Here is a 19454-nt window from a genome sequence, read left to right on the forward strand (position 1 = left end):
CGGCACGCCGTTCACTGCCCGGCGAGCCAGTCGCGGTAGCGGAGCCGGCCGAGGCCGGCGCCTTCGCCGGGCACCAGCGTCCGCTCGCCCGGCTCGGTGCCGAAGTAGCGCGCGTGCGGGTCGGTGACCACCTCGCGCGGGTCGCCCCAGGCGGCCAGGGCCTCGCGGAAGAACTCGTCCATCCGGTACTGGTCGGGCCCGGCGATCTCGATCCTGCCGTTGAGCGGCGACCCCGTGGCGACCCGGCCGACCGCCTCGGCGACGTCGTCGCCCGCGATGGGCTGGAAGCGTACGGGTGCCACATGGACCTTGCCGTCGATCGTGGCCTCGTCGGCGATGCCGCGGGCGAACTCGAAGAACTGCGTCGCGTGCACGAGCGAGAACGGGATGGACGACTTCTCGATGAGCTGCTCCTGGGCGATCTTCGCGGCGAAGTAGCCGTTCTCCGGCATGCGCTCGGTGCCGACGATCGACAACGCGACGTGGTGGCCGACGCCCGCCGCCGACTCGGCCGCGAGCAGGTTCCGGGTGCTGGTCTCGAAGAACTCCAGCACCGCGGCCCGCTCGAACGACGGCGAGTTCGACACGTCCACCACCACCGAGGCGCCGGCCAGCACCTCGGCCAGCCCTGCACCGGTGAGGGTGTCGACGCCGGTGTTCGGCGACGCGGCGACCGCCTCGTGGCCCTGCTCGCCCAGCTTCCGCACCAGTTTGGACCCAATCAGGCCGGTTCCGCCGATTACCACGATCCTCATGATGAGCTCTCCTCCTGTCGCCGCCGGGCCGCGGGGGCGCCGGCCGGTCATCAGCTGGGACAAGGCAGGGGGCCGGCTTGTGACAGCTTCAGCGCATTCTTTTCCTGGAACGCCCCGCCGTACCGGCCCGGGCGTCGATGCTCTCCAGGTATCACCGGATACATAATCGCACTTGGACAGGAATCGCTCCTCGTCATTAGCCTGGCGGCGTCAGGTCTCCCCCGAGCAGAGGACGCGCCAGCATGCCCCATCTCCCGCCGCAGGAGCTCGCCGACCGGCTCAGGAGCGGCCTGTTGTCGTTCCCCGTCACCCACTTCACCAGCGACCTGCAGTTCGATGAGGCGGGCTACCGCGACCACCTGGCCTGGCTGAGCGAGTACCCGGTGGCCGGCCTGTTCGCGGCGGGCGGCACCGGCGAGGGCTTCTCGCTGACCGCCGAGGAGATCGACCGGGTGGTACGCGCCGCGGTGGCCGAGGTGGACGGCCGGCTGCCGGTCCTCGCGCCGGCCACCGGCGGCACCGCCACCGCCGTCGCGCAGGCCCGGGCCGCCGAGGCGGCCGGCGCCGACGGGCTGCTGCTGATGCCGCCCTACCTCACGGAGGCCGGCCAGGAGGGCCTGGTCGAGCACGTGTCGGCGGTCTGCGGCGCCACGGGCCTCGGCGTGGTCGTCTACAGCCGGGCCAACGCCGTGCTCAACGACCGCTCCGTCGAGCGGCTGACCGAGCGGAACCCGACGCTGATCGGCTTCAAGGACGGCGTCGGCGACATCGAGAGCCTGACGCGCATCTACGCCCGCGTCGGCGACCGCCTGGCCTACATCGGCGGCCTGCCCACGGCCGAGACCTTCGCCCTGCCGCTGCTGCAGCTCGGCATGAGCACCTACTCCTCGGCGATCTTCAACTTCGTGCCGCGGTTCGCGCTCGACTTCTACGCCGACGTGCGCGCCCAGGACCGCGCGGCCGTCTACCGGCGCATCAGGGAGTTCATCCTGCCGTACCTGGACATCCGCAACCGGACGAAGGGGTACGCCGTCTCGATCGTCAAGGCGGGCCTGGCCGCCGTCGGCCGTCCCGCCGGGCCGGTCCGGCCGCCGCTGCAGAACCTGACCGAGGCCGAGCTCGCCGAGCTGACCGCCCTCATCGACACGATCAAGTGAGCCGCATGTCCAGCGCCGCCGCACCGGCCGTCGCCCGCGTGGAGGTCGTCCCGGTCGCCGGGTACGACAGCATGCTGCTGAACCTCAGCGGCGCCCACGGGCCGTTCTTCACCCGCAACGTCGTCATCGTCACCGACTCCGACGGCCGCACCGGCCTCGGCGAGGTGCCCGGCGGCGAGGCCATCCGCCGCACGGTCGAGGAGGCGGGCGAGCTGCTGGCCGGGCAGCCGGTGGCGCGCCTGCGCGGCCTGCTGCGCGAGGTGTCGGCCCGCTTCGCCGGCCGCGACGCCGGCGGGCGCGGCACGCAGACGTTCGACCTGCGGACCACCGTGCACGCGGTGACCGGCCTGGAGTCCGCGCTGCTCGACCTGCACGGGCAGCACCTCGGCGTGCCCGTGTGCGAGCTGCTGGGCGAGGGCCGCCGGCGCGACCGGGTGCCGGTGCTGGGCTACCTGTTCTACATCGGCGACCCCGGCCGCACGGACCTGCCGTACCTGACCGGCGACGAGGGCGAGGACCGCTGGTCGCGGCTGCGCCGCCGGGAGGCGCTCACGCCCGACGCGGTGGTCGCGCTGGCCGAGGCCGCCCAGGAGCGCTACGGCTTCACCGACTTCAAGCTCAAGGGCGGGGTGCTGGCCGGCGAGGAGGAGGCCGAGGCGGTCAGGGCGCTGGCCCGCCGCTTCCCCGCCGCGCGCGTCACCCTCGACCCCAACGGCGCCTGGCCGCTGGCCGACGCCGTCCGGATCGGCCGGGGGCTGCGCGACGTGCTGGCCTACGCCGAGGACCCGTGCGGCGCGGAGGGCCGTTTCTCCGGGCGGGAGACGATGGCCGAGTTCCGCCGCGCCACCGGCCTGCCCACCGCCACCAACATGATCGCCACCGACTGGCGGGAGCTGGCCCACGCCGTCCGCGCCGCCGCCGTGGACATCCCGCTGGCCGACCCGCACTTCTGGACGATGGCCGGCTCGGTCCGCGTCGCCCAGCTCTGCCACGACTTCGGGCTGACCTGGGGCTCGCACTCCAACAACCACTTCGACATCTCGCTGGCGATGTTCACGCACGTCGGGGCGGCCGCGCCGGGCGAGATCACCGCCCTGGACACCCACTGGATCTGGCAGGACGGCCAGGCGCTGACGACCGCGCCGCCCCGGATCACCGGCGGCGGGATCGACGTGCCCGACGGGCCGGGCCTGGGCGTCGAGCTGGACAGGGACGCGCTGGCCGAGGCCCACGAGCGCTACCTGGAGCACGGCCTCGGCGCGCGCGACGACGCGGTGGCGATGCGTTACCTGGTCAAGGACTGGGTGTTCGACCCGAAACGTCCCTGCCTGGTGCCGCGCGACCGGTAGGCCGCAGGACACGACATAGCAGGACATCGCCTACCATCGCAGGATGATCGGGAGCGAAGCACGATGACGGTCGTCGAGTGCGCCGGGAGCCCCCTGGAGATGGGGCGGGCGCACGGCGAGCAGGCGCGTCCCGCCGTGCGGCAGGCGCTGGAGGCGTGGCGCGAGGCCACGGCCGGCTCGGGCGCCGCCGAGCTGGTCACCGGCTCGCCGCTGCTCGGCACCGTCCGGCGGCTCATGCCCGCCCTCGCCGACGAGCTGCGCGGCATCGCCGAGGGCGCGGGCGTGCCGGCGGCCGACGTCGCGGCCTACAACTGGATGGACGAGAGCTGGTGGATGCGCCGGCGGCACCTGCACCGGCACGGCTGCAGCGTCGTCGGATCCTCATCCGCGGGCCGCCCCTTCCTGGCGCAGAACATGGACCTGCCCGCCTTCATGGACGGCTCCCAGCTCGTGCTGCGGCTGCGCCCGCTGGACGGCCCCGAGCAGCTGGTGCTCACCTCCGCCGGGCTGCTCGCGCTCACCGGCGTCAACGCGGCGGGCGTCGCCGTGTGCGTCAACACGCTGGCCATGCTGACCGGCAACCCGTACGGACTGCCGGTGGCCGCGGTGATCCGCGGCGTCCTGGCCCGCCGCGACCGCGCCACGGCGGTGGACTTCCTGCGCCGCCTCGACCACGCCAGCGGCCAGCACTACGCCGTCGGCGACGCCTCGGGCCTCGACAGCCTGGAGTGCTCGGCGGCCGGCGCGACGCCCGTGCCCCTGCGCGAGGGCCGCCTCACCCACACCAACCACCCGCTGGCCAGCACCGACCTCGACGCCGACGCCCTGGACAAGCTCCGCCGCGCGGGCCGCGTCCGCGACTCGGAGGACCGGCTGCGCTTCCTGGAGGAGAACCTGCGCCCGGACGGCCCGCCGCACGAGGCCGAGGAACTGCTCGCCGACGACACCGTGCCGATCTGCGTCCCGGGCCGGCCGGAGTGGCCCACCCGGACGTTCGGCTCGGTCTGCTACGAGCTGGGCCCCCGGCCGCGCGCCCGCTTCCGGCCCGGCCTGCCGGGACGGGCGGAGTGGATCGAGCCGGGCTGGACGGCGGCGTGAGCGCGCCCGTGATGTGATGTCCGCCTCAGGGACGGGCCGGTTGTCACACGCGGCGGGCGGTGCGCGTCTTGAAGGTGACGGGCGTACGAACCGCACAGCGAGGTGAACCATGGCGACGTCCTCACACATCGAACCCGGCGCGTGGCGGCCGGGCGCGTGGCAGATCGTCCTGGAGGCGACCGAGGCGAGGCTGACGACGAGCGGCCGCGAGGGCATCCGGCTGCTGTGCGCGCCGCCCCGCCTCGACGGCTCCTTCTACCTGCGGCCCGGCGGCGCGCTGGCCGGCTTCGACCTGCGGCTGCCGCTGCTGCCGCCCGGGCGGGAACGGCACGGCGAGCCGCCGGTGCTGTGCTGGGAGGCGGCGGATCTCGACCGCGACGGGCACGGCCGGCTGCGGTACGGCAACCGGGAGGTGTGCTCGCCCGTGTCGGCCGTGTGCGCCGAGATCCCCGGCGGCCGGCCCTATGTGAAGATCGTGCTGGAGACGGTGTTCCCGTCGGGGAGCCTGCACCTGCCCGGCTCGTCGTGGCTGCGGCCGCGGCCGGTGACGCTCCGGCTGTTCAGCGAGATCAGAGCGTGGGCGTGAGGCCCTGCCGGCGACGGCGGGCACGCACGCGGACGGCACCGCCGAGGACGGGCCGAGCCTGACCGGGGCCGCCGTCGTGACCCGCCCGCCCGCGCCGGAAACTGTCGGTGGCGGCGGGCAGGATCGACTCACCGGACCATCGGACCACCGGCGAGACAGGAGACCGCAGTGCCCCCCACCGATCCGCGCGTCGCGGGCCATGCCTTCCTCAAGGGCATGTACGCCGACGCCTACTATCCCGACCACGTCGTGGACCAGGGCAGGGAGATCCTGGTGCGGCTGTGCGAGCGCATCGAGTCCGAGCGGCCGGCCGATCTCGACGCGCTCTACACCCTGACCCACGCGGCCACCGAGGAGTTCAACGACCTGGAGGCCGAGTTCGACGCGGCGGGGAGCGAGATCGAGACGGTGGCCCGCGAGGTGATCGCCGAGGACTTCTGGTTCGTGGCCACGGCCTACGGGTTCCCCGAGGCCGACATCGAGGAGCTGATCGCGCCCCGCGAGTGGTGAGCCGCCCCTCCTCCCCCCTCGGCGGTGGGGCCGGGGCGTATTGACCGGGTGGTAGACGTGAGCGATAGTCACGTCATCCGGCTCGACCCAGCGAGGAGGATGAGGACAACGTGCGAGTGCTGCGTCAGGTGACCGCCCGCCTGTTCGGCAAGGCCCGCGTCAGCGGCAAGTACCCCTACTGGCCCTACCACTACGGCAAGTGAGCGGCCCGGCCGTTGGACGCGGCACGCCCTCCGGGGCCGCGCGGCCACTGGCTGCTGGGCAACGCCGCCGACTACGACCGTGACCGTCTCGCCTTCCTGCGCCGGCACCATCGTGAGCACGGCGACGTGTTCTCTTTCGACGACCGGACCGTCTTCACCATCGACCCGCGCCTGGCCCACCAGGTCCTGACGGCCACCAACCGCGACTACGTCACGGAGGCCGCGCCGTTCGGCAAGGAGCCGGAGCCGGGCGCGGCGGGCGAGGCGGTCCGGTCGTGGATGCGGGCGCGCCGCGTGCTGCGTCCCGCGCTCACCGACGCCGCGGCCGCGCGCCTGGACGCCCGGACCGTCGCGATCCTGGACGACGCGCTCGCCCGCACGGCGGGACGTCCTGCCGACGTGCTGGCGCTGATGCTCGACGTCACCGCGCGGACCGTGACCGAGCTGTGCTTCGGCCCGCCCCCGGCGCGGCGGCCTGCTCGGCGTCCTGCTCGCCGCCCGTCCCCCGCTGGGCGACGGCGAGGTGGTCAGCGCGTTGTGGAGCGTGCTGATCGGCGGGCACGGCGTGCCGGCCGCCGCGCTGACGTCCGTGGTCCGCGAGCTGGCCCTCCGCCCCACCCTGGCCGCCGCGCTCGCCACAGAAGCCGACCTCGCCACAGAAGCCGACCTCGCCGCAAAAGCCGACCTTGCCACGGAGGCCGCGCTCGCCGCAGAAGCCGACCTTGCCACGGAAGCCACCCTCGCCGCAGAAGCCGACCTCGCCGCGAAAGCCACCCTCGCCGGGGAGGCCGCGCTCGCCGCGGAGAGTGCGCTCACGACGGAAGGCGTGCTCTCCGGGCAGGCCGCCGCGATCCCGGTCTGCCCGTCGCGGGCGGGGGCGCCGCTCCAGGGGCGGCTGCCGCTGGCCGAGGCGGTCGTCAGGGAGACGTTGCGGCTGGCTCCCCCGGCGTGGACGATGAGCCGGATCGCCCGCGCCGACGTCGCCTTCGGCCGCTGGCGGCTGCGCCCGGGGGACGAGGTGCTGTCCACGACGTACCTGATCCATCGCGACCCGCGCTGGTGGCCGCGCGCGGAGGAGTTCGACCCGTCCCGGTGGCGCGACGCGCGGCCCGCGCCCGGCACGTACCTGCCGTTCGGGGCCGGCCCCCGCTACTGCCCGGGGTCCGCGCCGGCGCTGCGCCAGCTCACCCTCGCCGTCTCCCGCATCGCGCAGCGCTACCACGTGCACGCCCCCGACGCGGCCGCCGCCGAGCCGGCGCCGCGCGGACGCCTCGCGCCCGCGGGCCTGCGCGCCGAGTTCCGTCCCCGCCCGAGCGCGGAAGGACAGTCAGCCTAGATGATTGATTCCAAGGGATTTGGGATCAGTGGTCGTAGGCGGTAAGTGATCGGGCGATGGGTTGGCCGGTCTTGTCGTTGTGCCAGATCACGCTGGTCAGGGCCAGGATGCGGGTGATCACGCGGATGGCGACGCCTGCGAGGGTGCGTCCGCCGTGTCGTTCGAGGTCGAGCTGGCCCTTGAGGGTCTGGTTCATGGATTCGATGGTTTGGCGCAGTGGCTTGAACAGGTGCGCGCCTGGGCGTGGGAGCTCGCCCTTGCGGGCCTTGCGCAGCAGGCGGATGCCATCGCCGGCCAGGGCGTGTTCGAAGTCGCGGCCGTAGTACTGCATATCGGCGATCAGGTCCTGGCCGCGGTGGCGCTCGAGCAGGTCCGGGTCGGTGGCGAGCATGCCCAGCAAGGTGGTGCGTTCGTCGGCCTTGGCACCGGTCAGGGCAAAAGCGACGGGCAGGCCTCCCAGGGTGCACAGCAGGTGCAGGCGCAGGCCCCAGAAGAAGCGGGAGTGGGAGGCGCAGTAGCCGTATTCGGCCCAGCCGGCCAGGTCCGAGCGCTGCGCGCTCTGCCGGGAACGGCCACACTCCACCGGCGTGGAATCGGCCACCCACACGTCATCGCTCCACAGGCTGGTGTCCCGGCCGGGGATGCGGATCAGGTGCAGCACCAGGGCGGTGGCGGCGCGCAGGCGCTTGTTGTAGCCGGACTGGCCGGGCAGGCAGGGAAACAGGCCGGTCAGGTGAGCGCGGGCGTAGCGCAGCCAGCGCCGCTCGGAGGTGAAGCCGAGCAGCGCCGACAGCACCGCCAGGGTGACCGGTTCGGCGTCACCGAGCCGGGGCTGGATGCCAACCTCAGGACGTTCCGGGGCCAGGTCAGGGAAAGCGATCAGCTGATCGTCGATCTTCACGTACAGTGCTGTCGCGAGGGTGTTCAGTTCTGTCGTCACAAACGGATCTTGAACGCCATCGCTTCATGTCCGCAGCCGAACAGCTGATCTGCAGCCCTTGAAATCAATCATCTAGAGGGTCACGTGAAGCACGAATCGGAGAGCGCGGCGCGGCACGTACCCGCAGCGGGGAGGCGGCGCGGACTGCTCGCGGGCGCCCTCACCGGCGCGGCAGGTCCTCCTCGCCGACGGCGACGATCGCCTGCCCAGCGTCACCGCCACCGACTGGGTGACCTACGCCGATCACGTGGTGGTCGTCTCGGCCGCGGCCGAGCGGCAGGTCCCGCCACGAGCGAGGTGGAGCGGGGCGAGGGGCTCATCGGCCGCACCGTGACGCTGGAGGTCGAGGAGGTGTTGTGGTCGCGGGAGGGCGCGCCGCAGCCCGCGCCGAAGAGCTGGGAGTACAGGCGGGCGCCAGGCAGGCGTACGGGCCGCCGCGGACTCTCGCCGCCTGCTGAGACCCGCTCCGGGAGAAGGAACCGGCGGACCGCCCCGCGACGGGCGGGCCGCCGGGCTCAGGCGTCGGCCCGGTGCTGGTGGGAGACCTCTCGCGGGCCGGGTGCCGGCTCGCGGCGCATGAACAGCTCCAGCCGCGAGCGGCCGTCCGGGTGATCGAGCGACACGCGGTCGCACACCTGCCGGATCACCCACAGGCCCATGCCGCGCCGCGGCGGCCACTGCGGGGTGAGGTCGAGGTGGTCGTGGGTCAGCGTGCCGCCCTCGTCGACGATCTGCACCGTCACGCCCTCGGCGTCGCTGCGGGCGCTCACCGTGCCGGGCGCCCGCGCGTGCTCCAGCACGTTGCTGGCCGCCTCGCTGACGGCCAGGACCAGCGAGTCCACGCGCTGCCGGTCCAGCCCGGCGTCGAGGGCGAAGGCGCCCACCACGTCACGTAGCCGGGCCAGGTCGTCACCGATCGGAACGTGCAATCCGAACGACTCGCCCATGGACACCGCCTGATCCGTCCCTTGCTCCATCCCCGTGCAGCAGCAAATACTACGGGTGACACCGATCCGGCACATCATAAGAAATCGACAAGCCTCCAGCCCACGCCGCCCGTGCCCGTCCCCGGCGCCGGGGCTTCCCGCCGCGGTTCGTGACGCGGTTCGGGACGCGCCCGCCGATGACCATGCGATCCTGAGACCGTTTCGCCGGAAAGCGGGCAGTGGTAGGCCACGGTCAGGCATGGAGGAGCACCACGGTGGCGGCGCAGAGAGGCGTCCCGGACTATCGCCGGAGCTGGACGGCGATCGTGCTGCACGAACGCATCGACGCGGTCACCGCCACCGACCTCGAACGCGAGGCGCAGCTGCTGGCCGGGGAGGCCCCCCGGCTGATCCTGGAGGTGAGCCGGCTCGACGTGCTGGACGACTTCGGGTACGACGTGCTGGTCCGGCTGGCGGGCGGGTTGCGGGAGCGGGGCGGCCGGATGGCGGTGGCGGGCGCGCGGGCGCACGTCCGGCGCGTGCTGACGCAGCCGGGCTCGCACGGCCTGCTGCCGCTGTTCCCCACCGTGGCCGAGGCGGTGCTGAGCCTCGACGACGACCCGACGGCCGGCGGATCGCCGCCGTCCGGGGACTGAACGCCCCGCCGGAGCGCCAGCTTCCGTTTAGCGGAACGATGGTCTAACCTTCGGAACGTGTCGGCAGAGAATCCCGGTGATCCGGCCGCCGAGCCCGACCCCGGATCCAAGCTCGTCGGTTCCGATCGGGTCCTGGCGGTCCTGGCCGAGCTGGCCCGCCATCCCGACGGCATCGGGCTGGAGGAGATGGCCCGGGCCGTGTCCAGCCCCAAGCCCACCGTCCACCGCGCGCTGGCCGCCTTACGCCGGGCCGGCCTGGCCGCCCAGCATGGGCACGGCCGCTACGTGCTGGGCGACGAGTTCCTGCGGATGGCCTTCGCCCATCACGAGGCCCGTCCTGACCACGTACGGGTGATGCCGGTGCTCAAGGCGCTGTGCGAGCGGCACGGCGAGACCGTGCACTACGCGGTGCTGGAGGGCCCCTCGGTGATCTACCGCTCCAAGCTCGACCCGGCCGCCGGCGCGGTCCGGCTGACCTCGGTGGTCGGCGGCCGCAACCCGGCGCACTGCACCGCGGTCGGCAAGGTGCTGCTGGCCCACGCGCTGCCGGACGAGGCCGCGGTGCGCGCCTGGGTGGGCGGCCGGACCCTGCACCGCCCCACCCCGCGCTCCCTCGGCACGGCCGAGCAGCTGCACGCCGAGCTGCAGCGCGTGCGCGCCCAGGGCTACGCGACCGACGACCAGGAGAACGAGCCGGGCGTCAACTGCCTGGCGGTGCCGGCCTACCTGACCTCGCCCACCACGCCGAGCGGCGCGATCAGCGTCAGCGGCCTGGCCTACCGCACCCCGCTGCGGTCCCTCATCGACGACCTGCCCGCCATCAGGGCCATCGTGGCAGGAAAGGAGCCCGCGTGACGCTCGACGACGGCGCGGCCTGCCCCCGCCTTGCTGGAACCCCTGTTGAGAACCCCCTGCTGAGAAGAGGCACCTCGTGTATTTGATGCGTCTGGGCGCGCCCGGAGCCGAAAGGCCGGTCGTGCGGGTGGACGAGCGCCACTACGTGGACGTCTCCGACGTCACCGCCGACTTCGACGAGCGGTTCTTCGCCGCCGGCGGCCCGGCCCTGCTGGCCGAGCGGGTGGCCACCGGGGAGCGGCGGGAGTTCGCCGGTGAGCGGATCGGCGCGCCGATCGCCCGCCCTCACCAGATCCTGTGCATCGGGCTGAACTACAGCGACCACGCCGCCGAGACCGGCCAGGCCGTCCCCAGCGAGCCCATCCTGTTCACCAAGTCGCCCAACACGCTGATCGGCCCGAACGACGAGGTACGCATCCCGCGCGGCGCGACCAAGACCGACTGGGAGGTGGAGCTGGGCATCGTGATCGGCAGGCGCACCTCCTACCTGGACTCGGTGGAGGAGGCCGCGGCGCACATCGCGGGCTACTGCGTGGTCAACGACGTCAGCGAGCGCGCCTTCCAGATGGAGCGCGGCGGCCAGTGGAGCAAGGGCAAGTCGGCCGAGACGTTCAACCCGGCCGGGCCGTGGCTGGTCACCCCGGACGAGATCGCGGACGTGCGGAACCTCGGCATGTGGCTGGACGTCAACGGCGTGCGCCGGCAGACCGGCACCACCAAGACGATGATCTTCGACCCGTACGTCATCGTGCACCACCTGAGCCAGTTCATGGTGCTGGAGCCGGGCGACCTGATCAACACCGGCACCCCGCCGGGGGTCGGCATGGGCTTCGACCCGCCGATCTGGCTGCGGCCGGGCGACGTGATGGAGCTCGGCATCGACGGCCTGGGCAGCCAGCGCCAGCACGTCGTGGGCCCACGGCGGTAACCGCACGGCGACCGCACGGCCCGCGTTCCCGGAAGTCCCAGTGAAGAGAGCACGATCGTGACCCGTTCCGAACCGCGCCGACTGGCCGCGCCCGACCCAGCCGTCCTCGCCCGGGTGGAGGCGGCGGTGCCGGGCATCGCCCGCACCCGGCCCGCCGACCGGCTCGGCATGGCGCACGACGCCTCGCACTACCTGCTCACCCCCCAGGCCGTGCTGGTGCCGCGGAGCGCGGAGCAGGTGGCGGCGCTGCTGCGTACCGGCCTGCCGCTCACCTTCCGCTCCGGCGGCACCAGCCTCAGCGGCCAGGGGGTGAGCGAGCACCTGCTGGTGGACACCCGCCGGCACTTCCGCGCGATCGAGGTGCTGGACGGCGGGGAGCGGGTGCGGGTGCAGCCGGGCGCGGTGCTGCGCCAGGTCAACGCCCGCCTGGCCCCCTACGGCCGCAAGCTCGGCCCCGACCCGGCCAGCGAGTCGGCCTGCACCATCGGCGGCGTGGTGGCCAACAACTCCAGCGGCATGACCTGCGGCACCCACGCCAACACGTACCGGACGCTGGAGTCGATGACGGTCGTGCTGCCCAGCGGCACCGTCCTGGACACCGGCGCGCCGGACGCCGACGAGCGGCTGCGGGCGCTCGAACCCGCGCTCGCGGAGGGCCTGGCCCGGCTGCGCGACCGGATCCGCGGCAACCCCGACTCGGTGCGCCGCGTCCGGCAGCAGTTCTCGCTCAAGAACACCATGGGGTACGGCCTCAACAGCTTCCTCGACCACGACTCCCCGGCGCAGATCCTGGCCCACCTGATCATCGGCAGCGAGGGCACGCTGGGGTTCGTGGCCGAGGCGGTGCTGCGTACCGTGCCCGCGCACCCGCTGGCCGCCACCGGCCTGCTGCTCTTCCCGACCCTGCACCAGGCGATGGCCGCCATGCCCGCCCTGGTCGCCGCCGAGCCGGCCGCGGTCGAGCTGCTGGACGCCGAGTCCCTGCGGGTGGCCCAGTCCGACCCGAAGGCCGACGACCTGCTGCGCGCCCTGGACGTCGCCGGGCACGCCGCGCTGCTGGTCGAGTGGCAGGAGTCCGACCCGGACCTGCTGGCCGAGCGCGAGCGGGCCGCCGGGCGGGCCCTCGCCGAGCTGGAGCTGGCCGTGCCCGCCCGGCTCAGCCGGGACCCGGGCGGCCGGGCCGGGTTGTGGCACATCCGCAAGGGCCTGTACGCCGCGGTCGCCGGCGCCCGCCCCTCGGGCACCACCGCGCTGCTGGAGGACGTCGCCGTCCCGGTCGCCGCCCTCGCGGACCTGTGCGACGAGCTGACCGCCCTGTTCGCCAGGCACCGCTACGAGCGCAGCGTCGTCTTCGGCCACGCCAAGGACGGCAACCTGCACTTCATGCTCAACGAGCGCTTCGCCACCGGCCTCGACCGTTACGCCGACTTCACCGAGGACATGGTGAACGCGGTGCTGGAGCGGGGCGGCACGCTCAAGGCCGAGCACGGCACCGGCCGGGTGATGGCGCCGTTCGTGCGCCGCCAGTACGGCGACGAGCTCTACGACGTGATGCGCGAGGTCAAGCGCCTGTGCGACCCCAGGGGCACGCTCAACCCCGGCGTCGTCCTGACCGACCACGACGACGCCCACCTGCGCGACCTCAAGCACGTCGTCACCGTCGAGCCCGAGGTGGACCGCTGCGTGGAGTGCGGCTACTGCGAGCCGGTCTGCCCCAGCCGCGACCTGACGACCACCCCGCGCCAGCGCATCGTGCTGCGCCGCGAGCTGGCGGCCGCCCGCGAGGCGGGCGAGCACGAGCTGGCCCGCGAGCTGGAGGCCGCCTACGGCTACGACGCCGTGGACACCTGCGCGGTGGACGGCATGTGCGCCACCGCCTGCCCGGTCGGCATCAACACCGGCGACCTGACCAAGCGGCTGCGCGCCGAGCGCCACGGCCGCGCCGCCCGCACGGCGTGGAAGAGCGCCGCCAGGCACTGGGACGGCGTCACCCGGGCGATGAGCCTGGCCCTGGACACCGCCGCCGCGGCCCCGCCCGCGCTGCCCGAGGCGGCCGGCGGCGCCGCCCGCGCCCTGGCCGGCGCCGAGGCCGTCCCGCGGTGGAGCCGCGACCTGCCGCGCGGCGGGATGCGCCGCCGCCCGGTCCTCGATCCCGACGCCGACGTGGTCTACCTGCCGTCCTGCCTCAACACCATGTTCGCCCCCGCGGACGGCGGGCCGGGCGTGATGATCGCCTTCGCGCGGCTGGCCCGGCGCGCGGGCGTGCGGCTGCACGTGCCGGAGGGGATCGGCTCGCTGTGCTGCGGCACCCCGTGGTCGTCCAAGGGCCACGCCGAGGGCCACCGGGCCATGTCCGGCCGGGTGCGCGACGCCGTGCGCGCGGCCACCCGCGACGGCCGCCTCCCGGTGGTCACCGACGCCGCCTCCTGCACCGAGGGCTTCCACCGCCTCGGCCTGGAGGTCGTGGACGCTGTCGCCTACACCGCCGAGCACCTGCTGCCCCGGCTGAGCGTCGAGCGGCGGCTGCCGTCCCTGGCCCTGCACCCCACCTGCTCCTCCACGCAGCTCGGCCTCGACGCCGCCATCGCCGCGATCGCGGGGGCCGTCGCCGAGCGGGTGGTGATCCCGGAGGGCTGGCAGTGCTGCGCCTTCGCCGGCGACCGCGGCCTGCTGCACCCCGAGCTGACCGCCTCGGCCACCCGTGCCGAGGCCGCCGCCGTGCGGGCCGGGAGGTACGCGGCGCACGCCTCGGTCAACCGTACCTGCGAGCTGGGCCTGACCCGCGCCACCGGCGAGCCCTACCACCACCTTCTCGAACTCCTGGACCAGTGCACTGTGTGACTGAGGCCCGATCCCCGGTGGGGAGCGTCGACCGCGCCCCGCCGATCCGGCAGGAGATCGGCAAGCACAGCAGGGGCGTGACGCTCGACGAGCTCGCCACCCGGCTCGGGCTGCCCAAGAGCTCGCTGCACCGCCTGCCCGGCGCGGGCCAGGAGGGGTTTCCCGCCGCCTTTTCAGCCGCACTCTTCGTGGCCGGCGGGCAGCCGCAGGGCTATGACGGCGATGTCGTCCAGGCCGGTCGTCGGGAGCCGGCTCAGCAGCTGGTCGCAGAACTTGTCCACGGGCCGGTCCGCGAGCCGCTCGGCCGCCAGCCGCAGCCGCTCCAGGCCGCGGTCCAGATGCTCGCCCGGCCGCTCGACCAGACCGTCGGTGTAGAACAGGACCGTGCCGCCCGGCGGCAGCGGCGTCATCCGCGACACGCGCGGCACCGCGTACGGGAAGCCGAGCAGCGGGCTGACCGCGTCGTCCAGGTAGCGCCCCTGGCGGCCGGGCGTGAGCAGCAGCGGCGGCGGATGCCCGGCCACCGCGTAGTGCAGCCGGGGGCCGGTGTCGCACTGCTCCACGCGGGCGTACACGCAGGTGGCGGTGACCTCCTCCGACAGCGACTCCATCGAGGTGTTGAGCCGGGCGAGGATGTCGCCCGGCGGCTCGCGGCGGTCCATCGCCAGGGCCCGCAGCATGTTACGCAGCTGGCTCATGGCGACGGCGGCGTTGAGGTCGTGGCCGGACACGTCGCCGATGACCAGCACCGGGACGCCGTCGGGCAGGACGAAGGAGTCGTACCAGTCGCCGCCCACCTCCGCCGCGGCCGGGCTGGCCCGGTAGCGGGCCGCGATGCGCAGGCCGGGCAGCCGCGGCGGCTCGGCGAGCAGGCTGTACTGCAGGGCCAGCGCGACCTGCTGGGCCCGCTGGAAGCGGATGGCCCGGCTCAGGGTGTCGTGGGCGTGGTCGAACATCTGGCTCAGGAGCTTGGTGTCGGCCCGGCCGATCGGCGGGCGGTCGCCGCAGGTCACCACGCCGACCACCGCGGGCACCGCGCCGTCCACCACGACGGGCAGGATCAGCATGGCGTTGGCGTCGTTGGCCTCCAGCCAGGGCAGCGTGCCGCAGGGCGCGGCGTCCGGCGGGGGCGAGCCGGCCGGGAACGTCTTCAGCAGGGGCCGCCGGCGGCGGATGGCCTTGGTGAAGGCGTTGCCGGCGGCCAGGCGCTCCTCGCTGTAGGGCGGCAGGCGCACCAGGCCGGCCCGCGCGGCGGTGGCCAGGCGCTCGACGACGAGCGGCTGGCCGCCGTCCCGCCCGTCGATGAGGTCGGTGACCAGGTAGACGCCGCAGCCGTCGGCCAGCTCCGGCACGATCACGTCGGCCAGCGCGCCGAGCATCTCCTCCAGGCTCCGCAGCCGCGCGGTGGCCGCGGCGGCGCGGTCCAGCAGGCGTTGCCGCCGCTGCTCCTGCCACTCCTCCTCGATGTCGGTGCTCGTGCCCACCCACTCCACGACCCGGCCGTTCTCGCAGATCGGCACCGCGCGGAGCTGGAAGTGCCGGTAGCCGCCGATGGTACGCAGCCGGTAGACGTGCTCCCAGATGCCGGTGATGTTCTCGACCGCCCGCGACCAGGACTTCACCGTGGCCCGGCGGTCCTCGGGGTGGACCATGCGCAGCCAGCCCTGGCCGCGGTACTCCTCCCACGACTGCCCGGTCACCCGCTCCCAGCTCGGGCTGCGCTCGCTGACGTAGCCCTCCCTGTCGGTCACCCAGAAGATCTGCGCGCTGACCCGCATCAGGCTCTCGTAGCGCCGCAGGGCGCGGCGGCGTCCCTCGGCGAGGGCCGCCACCCGCCGCGCGGCGGTGACCTGCTCGGTCACGTCCATCACCATGACCAGCACGCCGTGGTCGCCGGGGCCGAAGACGACGCGTGACAGGCTGGAGGTGAAGAAGCGCTCCCTGCCTTCGTGGGGCGTCCCCTCCGAGGGCTCGGGCTCGGCCGTGGTGACGATCGGCTCGCCGGTGGTGTAGACGTGGTCGAACTGCCGGCGGTAGTGCAGGTTGACGAACTCGGTGAACCCCTCCTCCATCGGCATCTCGCCCCGGGGGTCGCTGAACTGGGCCCGGTACATGGCGTTGGTGTAGATCAGCCGGTGCCCGGGGCCCCGCGTCACCGCCACCCCCAGCGGCGCCGGATCCAGCACCTCGAACGCCAGCCCGCTGCCCCCCTGGCCGCTGACAGCCCCCATGGTGACCTCCCCCGATGGTCACGGTCTCCGCAAGCCCTACCCCGCCGCGACCGGCGGGAACGTCCCGGCCGAGGGCTCAGCCGCGCCCGACCTCCAGCACGAGCTTGCCGGTGCTGCCGCCGGACTCGATGCGCCGGTGCGCCTGCGCGGCCTGCTCCAGCGGCAGCGACTCCACCCGCACCCGCAGCTCGCCGCGCGCCGCCGCGGCCACCGCCCGGCGCAGCGCGCGGCCGGCCTGCTCGGGGAAGGCGGCGGAGAACGCGGCCAGGTTGAACCCGGAGACCGTCTTGTTGGTGAACCACAGCTCGTTGGCCGGGATGCCGACGTCCTCGGCGCCGGAGGCGTTGCCCATCACCACCATGCGGCCCATCGGGGCGAGCAGGTCCAGGCTCGCGCGGCGGGACGGCCCGCCGACCATGTCCACCACGACGTCGAACCGCCCGGCCTGCTCCGCCCGGTCGCGCAGCACCACCTCGTCGTAGCCGAACTCCCGGGCCGCCTCGATCTTGCCGGGGCTGCCCACGGTGCCCACCACGCGGCCCGCGCCCAGCAGCCGGGCGGCCTGGCCGAGCTGGCTGCCGACGCCGCCCGCCGCGGCGTGCACGAGCACACTCTCCCCCGGCTCGATGCGGGCCACCCGGTCGAGCACCAGGAAGGCGGTGGTGCTGTTGGACGGCAGCGCCGCCGCGACGGCCGGCTTCAGGTCGAGGCCGTCCAGCGGCGCCACCAGCTCCGCGGACGTGGTCACCACCTCGGCGTACCCGCCGCTGTCGACGATCGTCAGCGCGGCGACCTGCTGGCCGACCCGCAGGTGCGTGACGCCCGGGCCGAGCGCCCGGATCCGGCCGGACACCTCGATGCCGGGCACGAACGGCAGCGGGACGTCCACCACGCCCTGCCGGTAGAGGATTTCCGCGAAGTTGGCTCCGGCGTAGGCCACGTCGATGGCCACCTGGCCGGGGCCGGGCTCGGGGGTGGTGACCTCGTCGAGACGGAGGACGTCGGCGTCGCCGAAGGCGGGGATCGTGATCGCTCTCATGACGTCCATCGTGCTGCCCGGGCCGCCGGTCAGGCAGTGTCGGCTCATCCTGGGTGTGTCACCACCAGGCTTTCCACCTTCCGCCTGGTGTCGGTGTCGGGATGCGGGGTGTGCAGGACCACGTTGAGGTCGGGGCGGTCCGGCATCCGGAACAGCGAGTACTCGAAGACCAGCTCCCCCGCCTGGGGGTGCGTGATGGCCTTGACCCCCTGGGAGCGGGAGCGCACGTCAGCCCGCGCCCACAGCTCGGCGAACTCCGGGCTGGCCGCGCGCAGCTCGTCGGCGATCCGGCCGAAGACCGGATCGTCCGGGTAGCGGGCGGCGCTGGCCCGGAAGTCGGCGACCATGTCGGGGGCGAACTCCTGCCACGAGGTGAACCGGCCCCGGTAGACCGGGTGCGTGAAGAAGGCCACCATGCAGTTGCCGACCTCGTCGTCGAACCCGAACACCCACCGGGCGGCGTCGTTCACCGCCACCAGGTTGTAGTGCCGGTCGAGCACGTGCGCCGGGTTGGGCATCCAGCCGTCCAGGACGGCGCGCAGCGGCCCGCTCACCGGCTCGCCGGGGCGGCCCGCCGGGTCGGGCGGGTTGAGGCCGGCCAGGACGTACAGGTGCGTGCGCTCGGCCTCGTCGAGCCGCAGCGCGCGGGCGACGGCGTCCAGCACGGCGTCGGAGACCTTGATGTCGCGTCCCTGCTCCAGCCAGGTGTACCAGGACACCCCGACGCCGGCGAGCACGGCCACCTCCTCCCGGCGCAGCCCGGGGGTGCGGCGGCGGCCCGCGTCGGGCATGCCGACGTCGGCGGGCCGCAGGCCCTCCCGCTTGGCGCGCAGGAACTCCTTGAGCTGGTCACGGCGGGACTGGTTGGCTGTCACGGCCATCCACCCTAAAGGGTGTGCCCCGGGGGCGTGACAGGAGCCGTCCGCGAGGTGAACTTCTGGAAATCCCGCCTCGTACGCGCATAACCTGCCGCTTCTGCGTGAAGAAGAGCGCCATGGACGCCACCACTCCCACCGATGCCCAGGATCAGCGACCGGACCTGCTCGACTCCACCCCCGGGCTGTGGGTGGACGACCGCGAGGACGACGATCCCGTGCTGCTGCGCGCCGACGGCCGGCCGGTCGACACCTGGCGCCAGCACTATCCCTACGACGAGCGCCTGGCCAGGGACGTCTACGAGCGGGACAAGCGGCTGCTCCAGATCGAGCTGGTCAAGCTGCAGTACTGGATCAAGGAGACGGGCCGGCGGCTGGTGATCCTGTTCGAGGGCCGCGACGCCGCCGGCAAGGGCGGCACGATCAAGCGTTTCACCGAGCACCTGAACCCGCGCGGCGCGACCGTCGTGGCGCTGGAGAAGCCGAGCGAGCGCGAGCGCAACCAGTGGTACTTCCAGCGCTACATCGCCCACCTGCCGGCCAAGGGGGAGATCGTGATGTTCGACCGCTCCTGGTACAACCGGGCGGGCGTGGAGCGGGTCATGGGCTTCTGCACCGATGAGGAGTACCTGGAGTTCATGGAGCAGGTGCCGCGGCTGGAGAGCCTGCTGGTGGAGTCGGGCCTGCACCTGGTGAAGCTGTGGTTCTCGGTGTCACGGGCCGAGCAGCGCACCCGGTTCATCATCCGCCAGGTGGACCCGGTCAGGCAGTGGAAGCTGTCGCCGATGGACCTGGCCTCGCTGAACAAGTGGGACGACTACACCCGCGCCAAGGAGGACATGTTCCTGCACACCGACACCGAGTGCGCCCCCTGGACGGTCATCAAGAGCAACGACAAGAAGCGCGCCCGGCTGGAGGCCATGCGGTACGTGCTCAGCCTCTTCGACTACGACGGCAAGGACCACCAGGTCGTCGGGGAGCCCGACCCGCTCATCGTGATCTCCGCGGGCGACATCTTCGACGAGGACCACGCGCTGCTCGAGCCGTCGTGACGCCCGCCGCGGGCCGGGCTTCCGGACCGCCCGACGCGTTTCCATCAGGCATTCATCCCACGTCCTTTGACGACTATGGTGCGAGCGCGAGGCGACGAGGGGCGGGGACGTCGTGGC

At 73.6% G+C, this 19454-nt stretch carries 17 protein-coding genes and 1 pseudogene; 12 read left to right on the plus strand and 6 right to left on the minus strand.

The features are described from left to right. Nucleotides 1–11: 11 nt before the first annotated feature. Nucleotides 12–755 carry an SDR family oxidoreductase gene (locus AB0H75_RS30945; RefSeq protein ID WP_367802352.1) on the minus strand — a complete coding sequence of 248 codons (744 nt, stop codon included), beginning with the start codon at nucleotides 753–755 and terminating at the stop codon, nucleotides 12–14. Nucleotides 756–997: 242 nt separating this feature from the next. Here AB0H75_RS30945 and kdgD point away from each other — a divergent pair, with 242 nt between their 5' ends. The 7 genes and pseudogenes from kdgD (at nucleotide 998) to AB0H75_RS30980 (ending at nucleotide 6994) form a co-directional block, all read left to right on the plus strand. After that, the gene (gene kdgD / locus AB0H75_RS30950) at nucleotides 998–1912 is read left to right on the plus strand and encodes a 5-dehydro-4-deoxyglucarate dehydratase (protein ID WP_367802354.1); all 915 of its coding nucleotides are present in this window, start codon (nucleotides 998–1000) and stop codon (nucleotides 1910–1912) included. A 5-nt stretch (nucleotides 1913–1917) separates the two neighbouring features. Continuing rightward, nucleotides 1918–3261, plus strand: a complete 1344-nt coding sequence (locus AB0H75_RS30955) for an enolase C-terminal domain-like protein (RefSeq protein ID WP_367802356.1) — start codon at nucleotides 1918–1920, stop codon at nucleotides 3259–3261. Nucleotides 3262–3324: 63 nt separating this feature from the next. Next, the gene (locus AB0H75_RS30960; RefSeq protein WP_367802358.1) at nucleotides 3325–4359 is read left to right on the plus strand and encodes a C45 family autoproteolytic acyltransferase/hydolase; all 1035 of its coding nucleotides are present in this window, start codon (nucleotides 3325–3327) and stop codon (nucleotides 4357–4359) included. Nucleotides 4360–4468: 109 nt separating this feature from the next. After that, nucleotides 4469–4945, plus strand: a complete 477-nt coding sequence (locus AB0H75_RS30965; RefSeq protein ID WP_367802360.1) for a hypothetical protein — start codon at nucleotides 4469–4471, stop codon at nucleotides 4943–4945. 168 nt (nucleotides 4946–5113) lie between these two features. After that, the gene (locus AB0H75_RS30970; protein WP_367802362.1) at nucleotides 5114–5455 is read left to right on the plus strand and encodes a DUF5713 family protein; all 342 of its coding nucleotides are present in this window, start codon (nucleotides 5114–5116) and stop codon (nucleotides 5453–5455) included. 215 nt (nucleotides 5456–5670) lie between these two features. Next, a pseudogene (locus tag AB0H75_RS30975) lies at nucleotides 5671–6054 on the plus strand (cytochrome P450); the annotation flags it as partial. Between the two features lie 148 nt (nucleotides 6055–6202). Next, nucleotides 6203–6994 carry a cytochrome P450 gene (locus AB0H75_RS30980; protein WP_367802700.1) on the plus strand — a complete coding sequence of 264 codons (792 nt, stop codon included), beginning with the start codon at nucleotides 6203–6205 and terminating at the stop codon, nucleotides 6992–6994. A gap of 25 nt (nucleotides 6995–7019) precedes the next feature. On the opposite strand, the gene AB0H75_RS30985 is transcribed toward AB0H75_RS30980, so the two are convergent. Together AB0H75_RS30985 and AB0H75_RS30990 are read right to left on the minus strand one after the other, a co-directional pair. Next, nucleotides 7020–7934: an IS982 family transposase gene (locus AB0H75_RS30985; RefSeq protein ID WP_367802364.1), complete on the minus strand. Its 915-nt coding sequence runs from the start codon at nucleotides 7932–7934 to the stop codon at nucleotides 7020–7022. Between the two features lie 515 nt (nucleotides 7935–8449). Continuing rightward, nucleotides 8450–8881 carry an ATP-binding protein gene (locus AB0H75_RS30990; protein WP_367802366.1) on the minus strand — a complete coding sequence of 144 codons (432 nt, stop codon included), beginning with the start codon at nucleotides 8879–8881 and terminating at the stop codon, nucleotides 8450–8452. Nucleotides 8882–9135: 254 nt separating this feature from the next. Between AB0H75_RS30990 and AB0H75_RS30995 the strand changes: the two genes are divergently transcribed. From AB0H75_RS30995 to AB0H75_RS31010, 4 genes are all read left to right on the plus strand, one after another. Beyond that, nucleotides 9136–9516 carry an STAS domain-containing protein gene (locus tag AB0H75_RS30995; RefSeq protein WP_367802368.1) on the plus strand — a complete coding sequence of 127 codons (381 nt, stop codon included), beginning with the start codon at nucleotides 9136–9138 and terminating at the stop codon, nucleotides 9514–9516. A gap of 57 nt (nucleotides 9517–9573) precedes the next feature. After that, a complete protein-coding gene (locus tag AB0H75_RS31000; protein WP_367802370.1) occupies nucleotides 9574–10371 on the plus strand; it encodes an IclR family transcriptional regulator in 798 nt (265 codons plus the stop codon). A 76-nt stretch (nucleotides 10372–10447) separates the two neighbouring features. Beyond that, nucleotides 10448–11299 carry a fumarylacetoacetate hydrolase family protein gene (locus tag AB0H75_RS31005; protein WP_367802372.1) on the plus strand — a complete coding sequence of 284 codons (852 nt, stop codon included), beginning with the start codon at nucleotides 10448–10450 and terminating at the stop codon, nucleotides 11297–11299. Nucleotides 11300–11356: 57 nt separating this feature from the next. After that, nucleotides 11357–14140 carry an FAD-binding and (Fe-S)-binding domain-containing protein gene (locus AB0H75_RS31010; RefSeq protein WP_367802374.1) on the plus strand — a complete coding sequence of 928 codons (2784 nt, stop codon included), beginning with the start codon at nucleotides 11357–11359 and terminating at the stop codon, nucleotides 14138–14140. 173 nt (nucleotides 14141–14313) lie between these two features. Here AB0H75_RS31010 and AB0H75_RS31015 read toward each other — a convergent pair whose 3' ends face one another. From AB0H75_RS31015 to AB0H75_RS31025, 3 genes are all read right to left on the minus strand, one after another. Further along, nucleotides 14314–16371, minus strand: coding sequence for a SpoIIE family protein phosphatase (locus AB0H75_RS31015; protein WP_367802376.1), 2058 nt, complete (start codon nucleotides 16369–16371; stop codon nucleotides 14314–14316). Between the two features lie 76 nt (nucleotides 16372–16447). Beyond that, nucleotides 16448–17410, minus strand: a complete 963-nt coding sequence (locus AB0H75_RS31020; RefSeq protein WP_367802378.1) for a zinc-binding alcohol dehydrogenase family protein — start codon at nucleotides 17408–17410, stop codon at nucleotides 16448–16450. 44 nt (nucleotides 17411–17454) lie between these two features. After that, a complete protein-coding gene (locus AB0H75_RS31025; RefSeq protein WP_367802380.1) occupies nucleotides 17455–18291 on the minus strand; it encodes a helix-turn-helix transcriptional regulator in 837 nt (278 codons plus the stop codon). A gap of 113 nt (nucleotides 18292–18404) precedes the next feature. Here AB0H75_RS31025 and ppk2 point away from each other — a divergent pair, with 113 nt between their 5' ends. Next, nucleotides 18405–19337: a polyphosphate kinase 2 gene (ppk2, locus tag AB0H75_RS31030; RefSeq protein WP_367802382.1), complete on the plus strand. Its 933-nt coding sequence runs from the start codon at nucleotides 18405–18407 to the stop codon at nucleotides 19335–19337. Nucleotides 19338–19454: the final 117 nt, after the last annotated feature.

This window comes from Nonomuraea sp. NPDC050783 (assembly GCF_040802095.1).
In the GTDB taxonomy this organism is placed as follows: Bacteria; Actinomycetota; Actinomycetes; order Streptosporangiales; family Streptosporangiaceae; genus Nonomuraea.

Excerpts from the sequence above, each read along its gene's own strand:
- AB0H75_RS31015 (WP_367802376.1), bottom strand. The coding sequence starts at position 16,371 with ATGGGGGCTGTCAGCGGCCAGGGGGGCAGCGGGCTGGCGTTCGAGGTG.
- AB0H75_RS31020 (WP_367802378.1), bottom strand. The coding sequence starts at position 17,410 with ATGAGAGCGATCACGATCCCCGCCTTCGGCGACGCCGACGTCCTCCGT.
- AB0H75_RS31025 (WP_367802380.1), bottom strand. The coding sequence starts at position 18,291 with ATGGCCGTGACAGCCAACCAGTCCCGCCGTGACCAGCTCAAGGAGTTC.
- AB0H75_RS30955 (WP_367802356.1), top strand. The coding sequence starts at position 1,918 with ATGTCCAGCGCCGCCGCACCGGCCGTCGCCCGCGTGGAGGTCGTCCCG.
- ppk2 (WP_367802382.1), top strand. The coding sequence starts at position 18,405 with ATGGACGCCACCACTCCCACCGATGCCCAGGATCAGCGACCGGACCTG.
- AB0H75_RS30945 (WP_367802352.1), bottom strand. The coding sequence starts at position 755 with ATGAGGATCGTGGTAATCGGCGGAACCGGCCTGATTGGGTCCAAACTG.
- AB0H75_RS30960 (WP_367802358.1), top strand. The coding sequence starts at position 3,325 with ATGACGGTCGTCGAGTGCGCCGGGAGCCCCCTGGAGATGGGGCGGGCG.
- kdgD (WP_367802354.1), top strand. The coding sequence starts at position 998 with ATGCCCCATCTCCCGCCGCAGGAGCTCGCCGACCGGCTCAGGAGCGGC.
- AB0H75_RS30990 (WP_367802366.1), bottom strand. The coding sequence starts at position 8,881 with ATGGGCGAGTCGTTCGGATTGCACGTTCCGATCGGTGACGACCTGGCC.
- AB0H75_RS30965 (WP_367802360.1), top strand. The coding sequence starts at position 4,469 with ATGGCGACGTCCTCACACATCGAACCCGGCGCGTGGCGGCCGGGCGCG.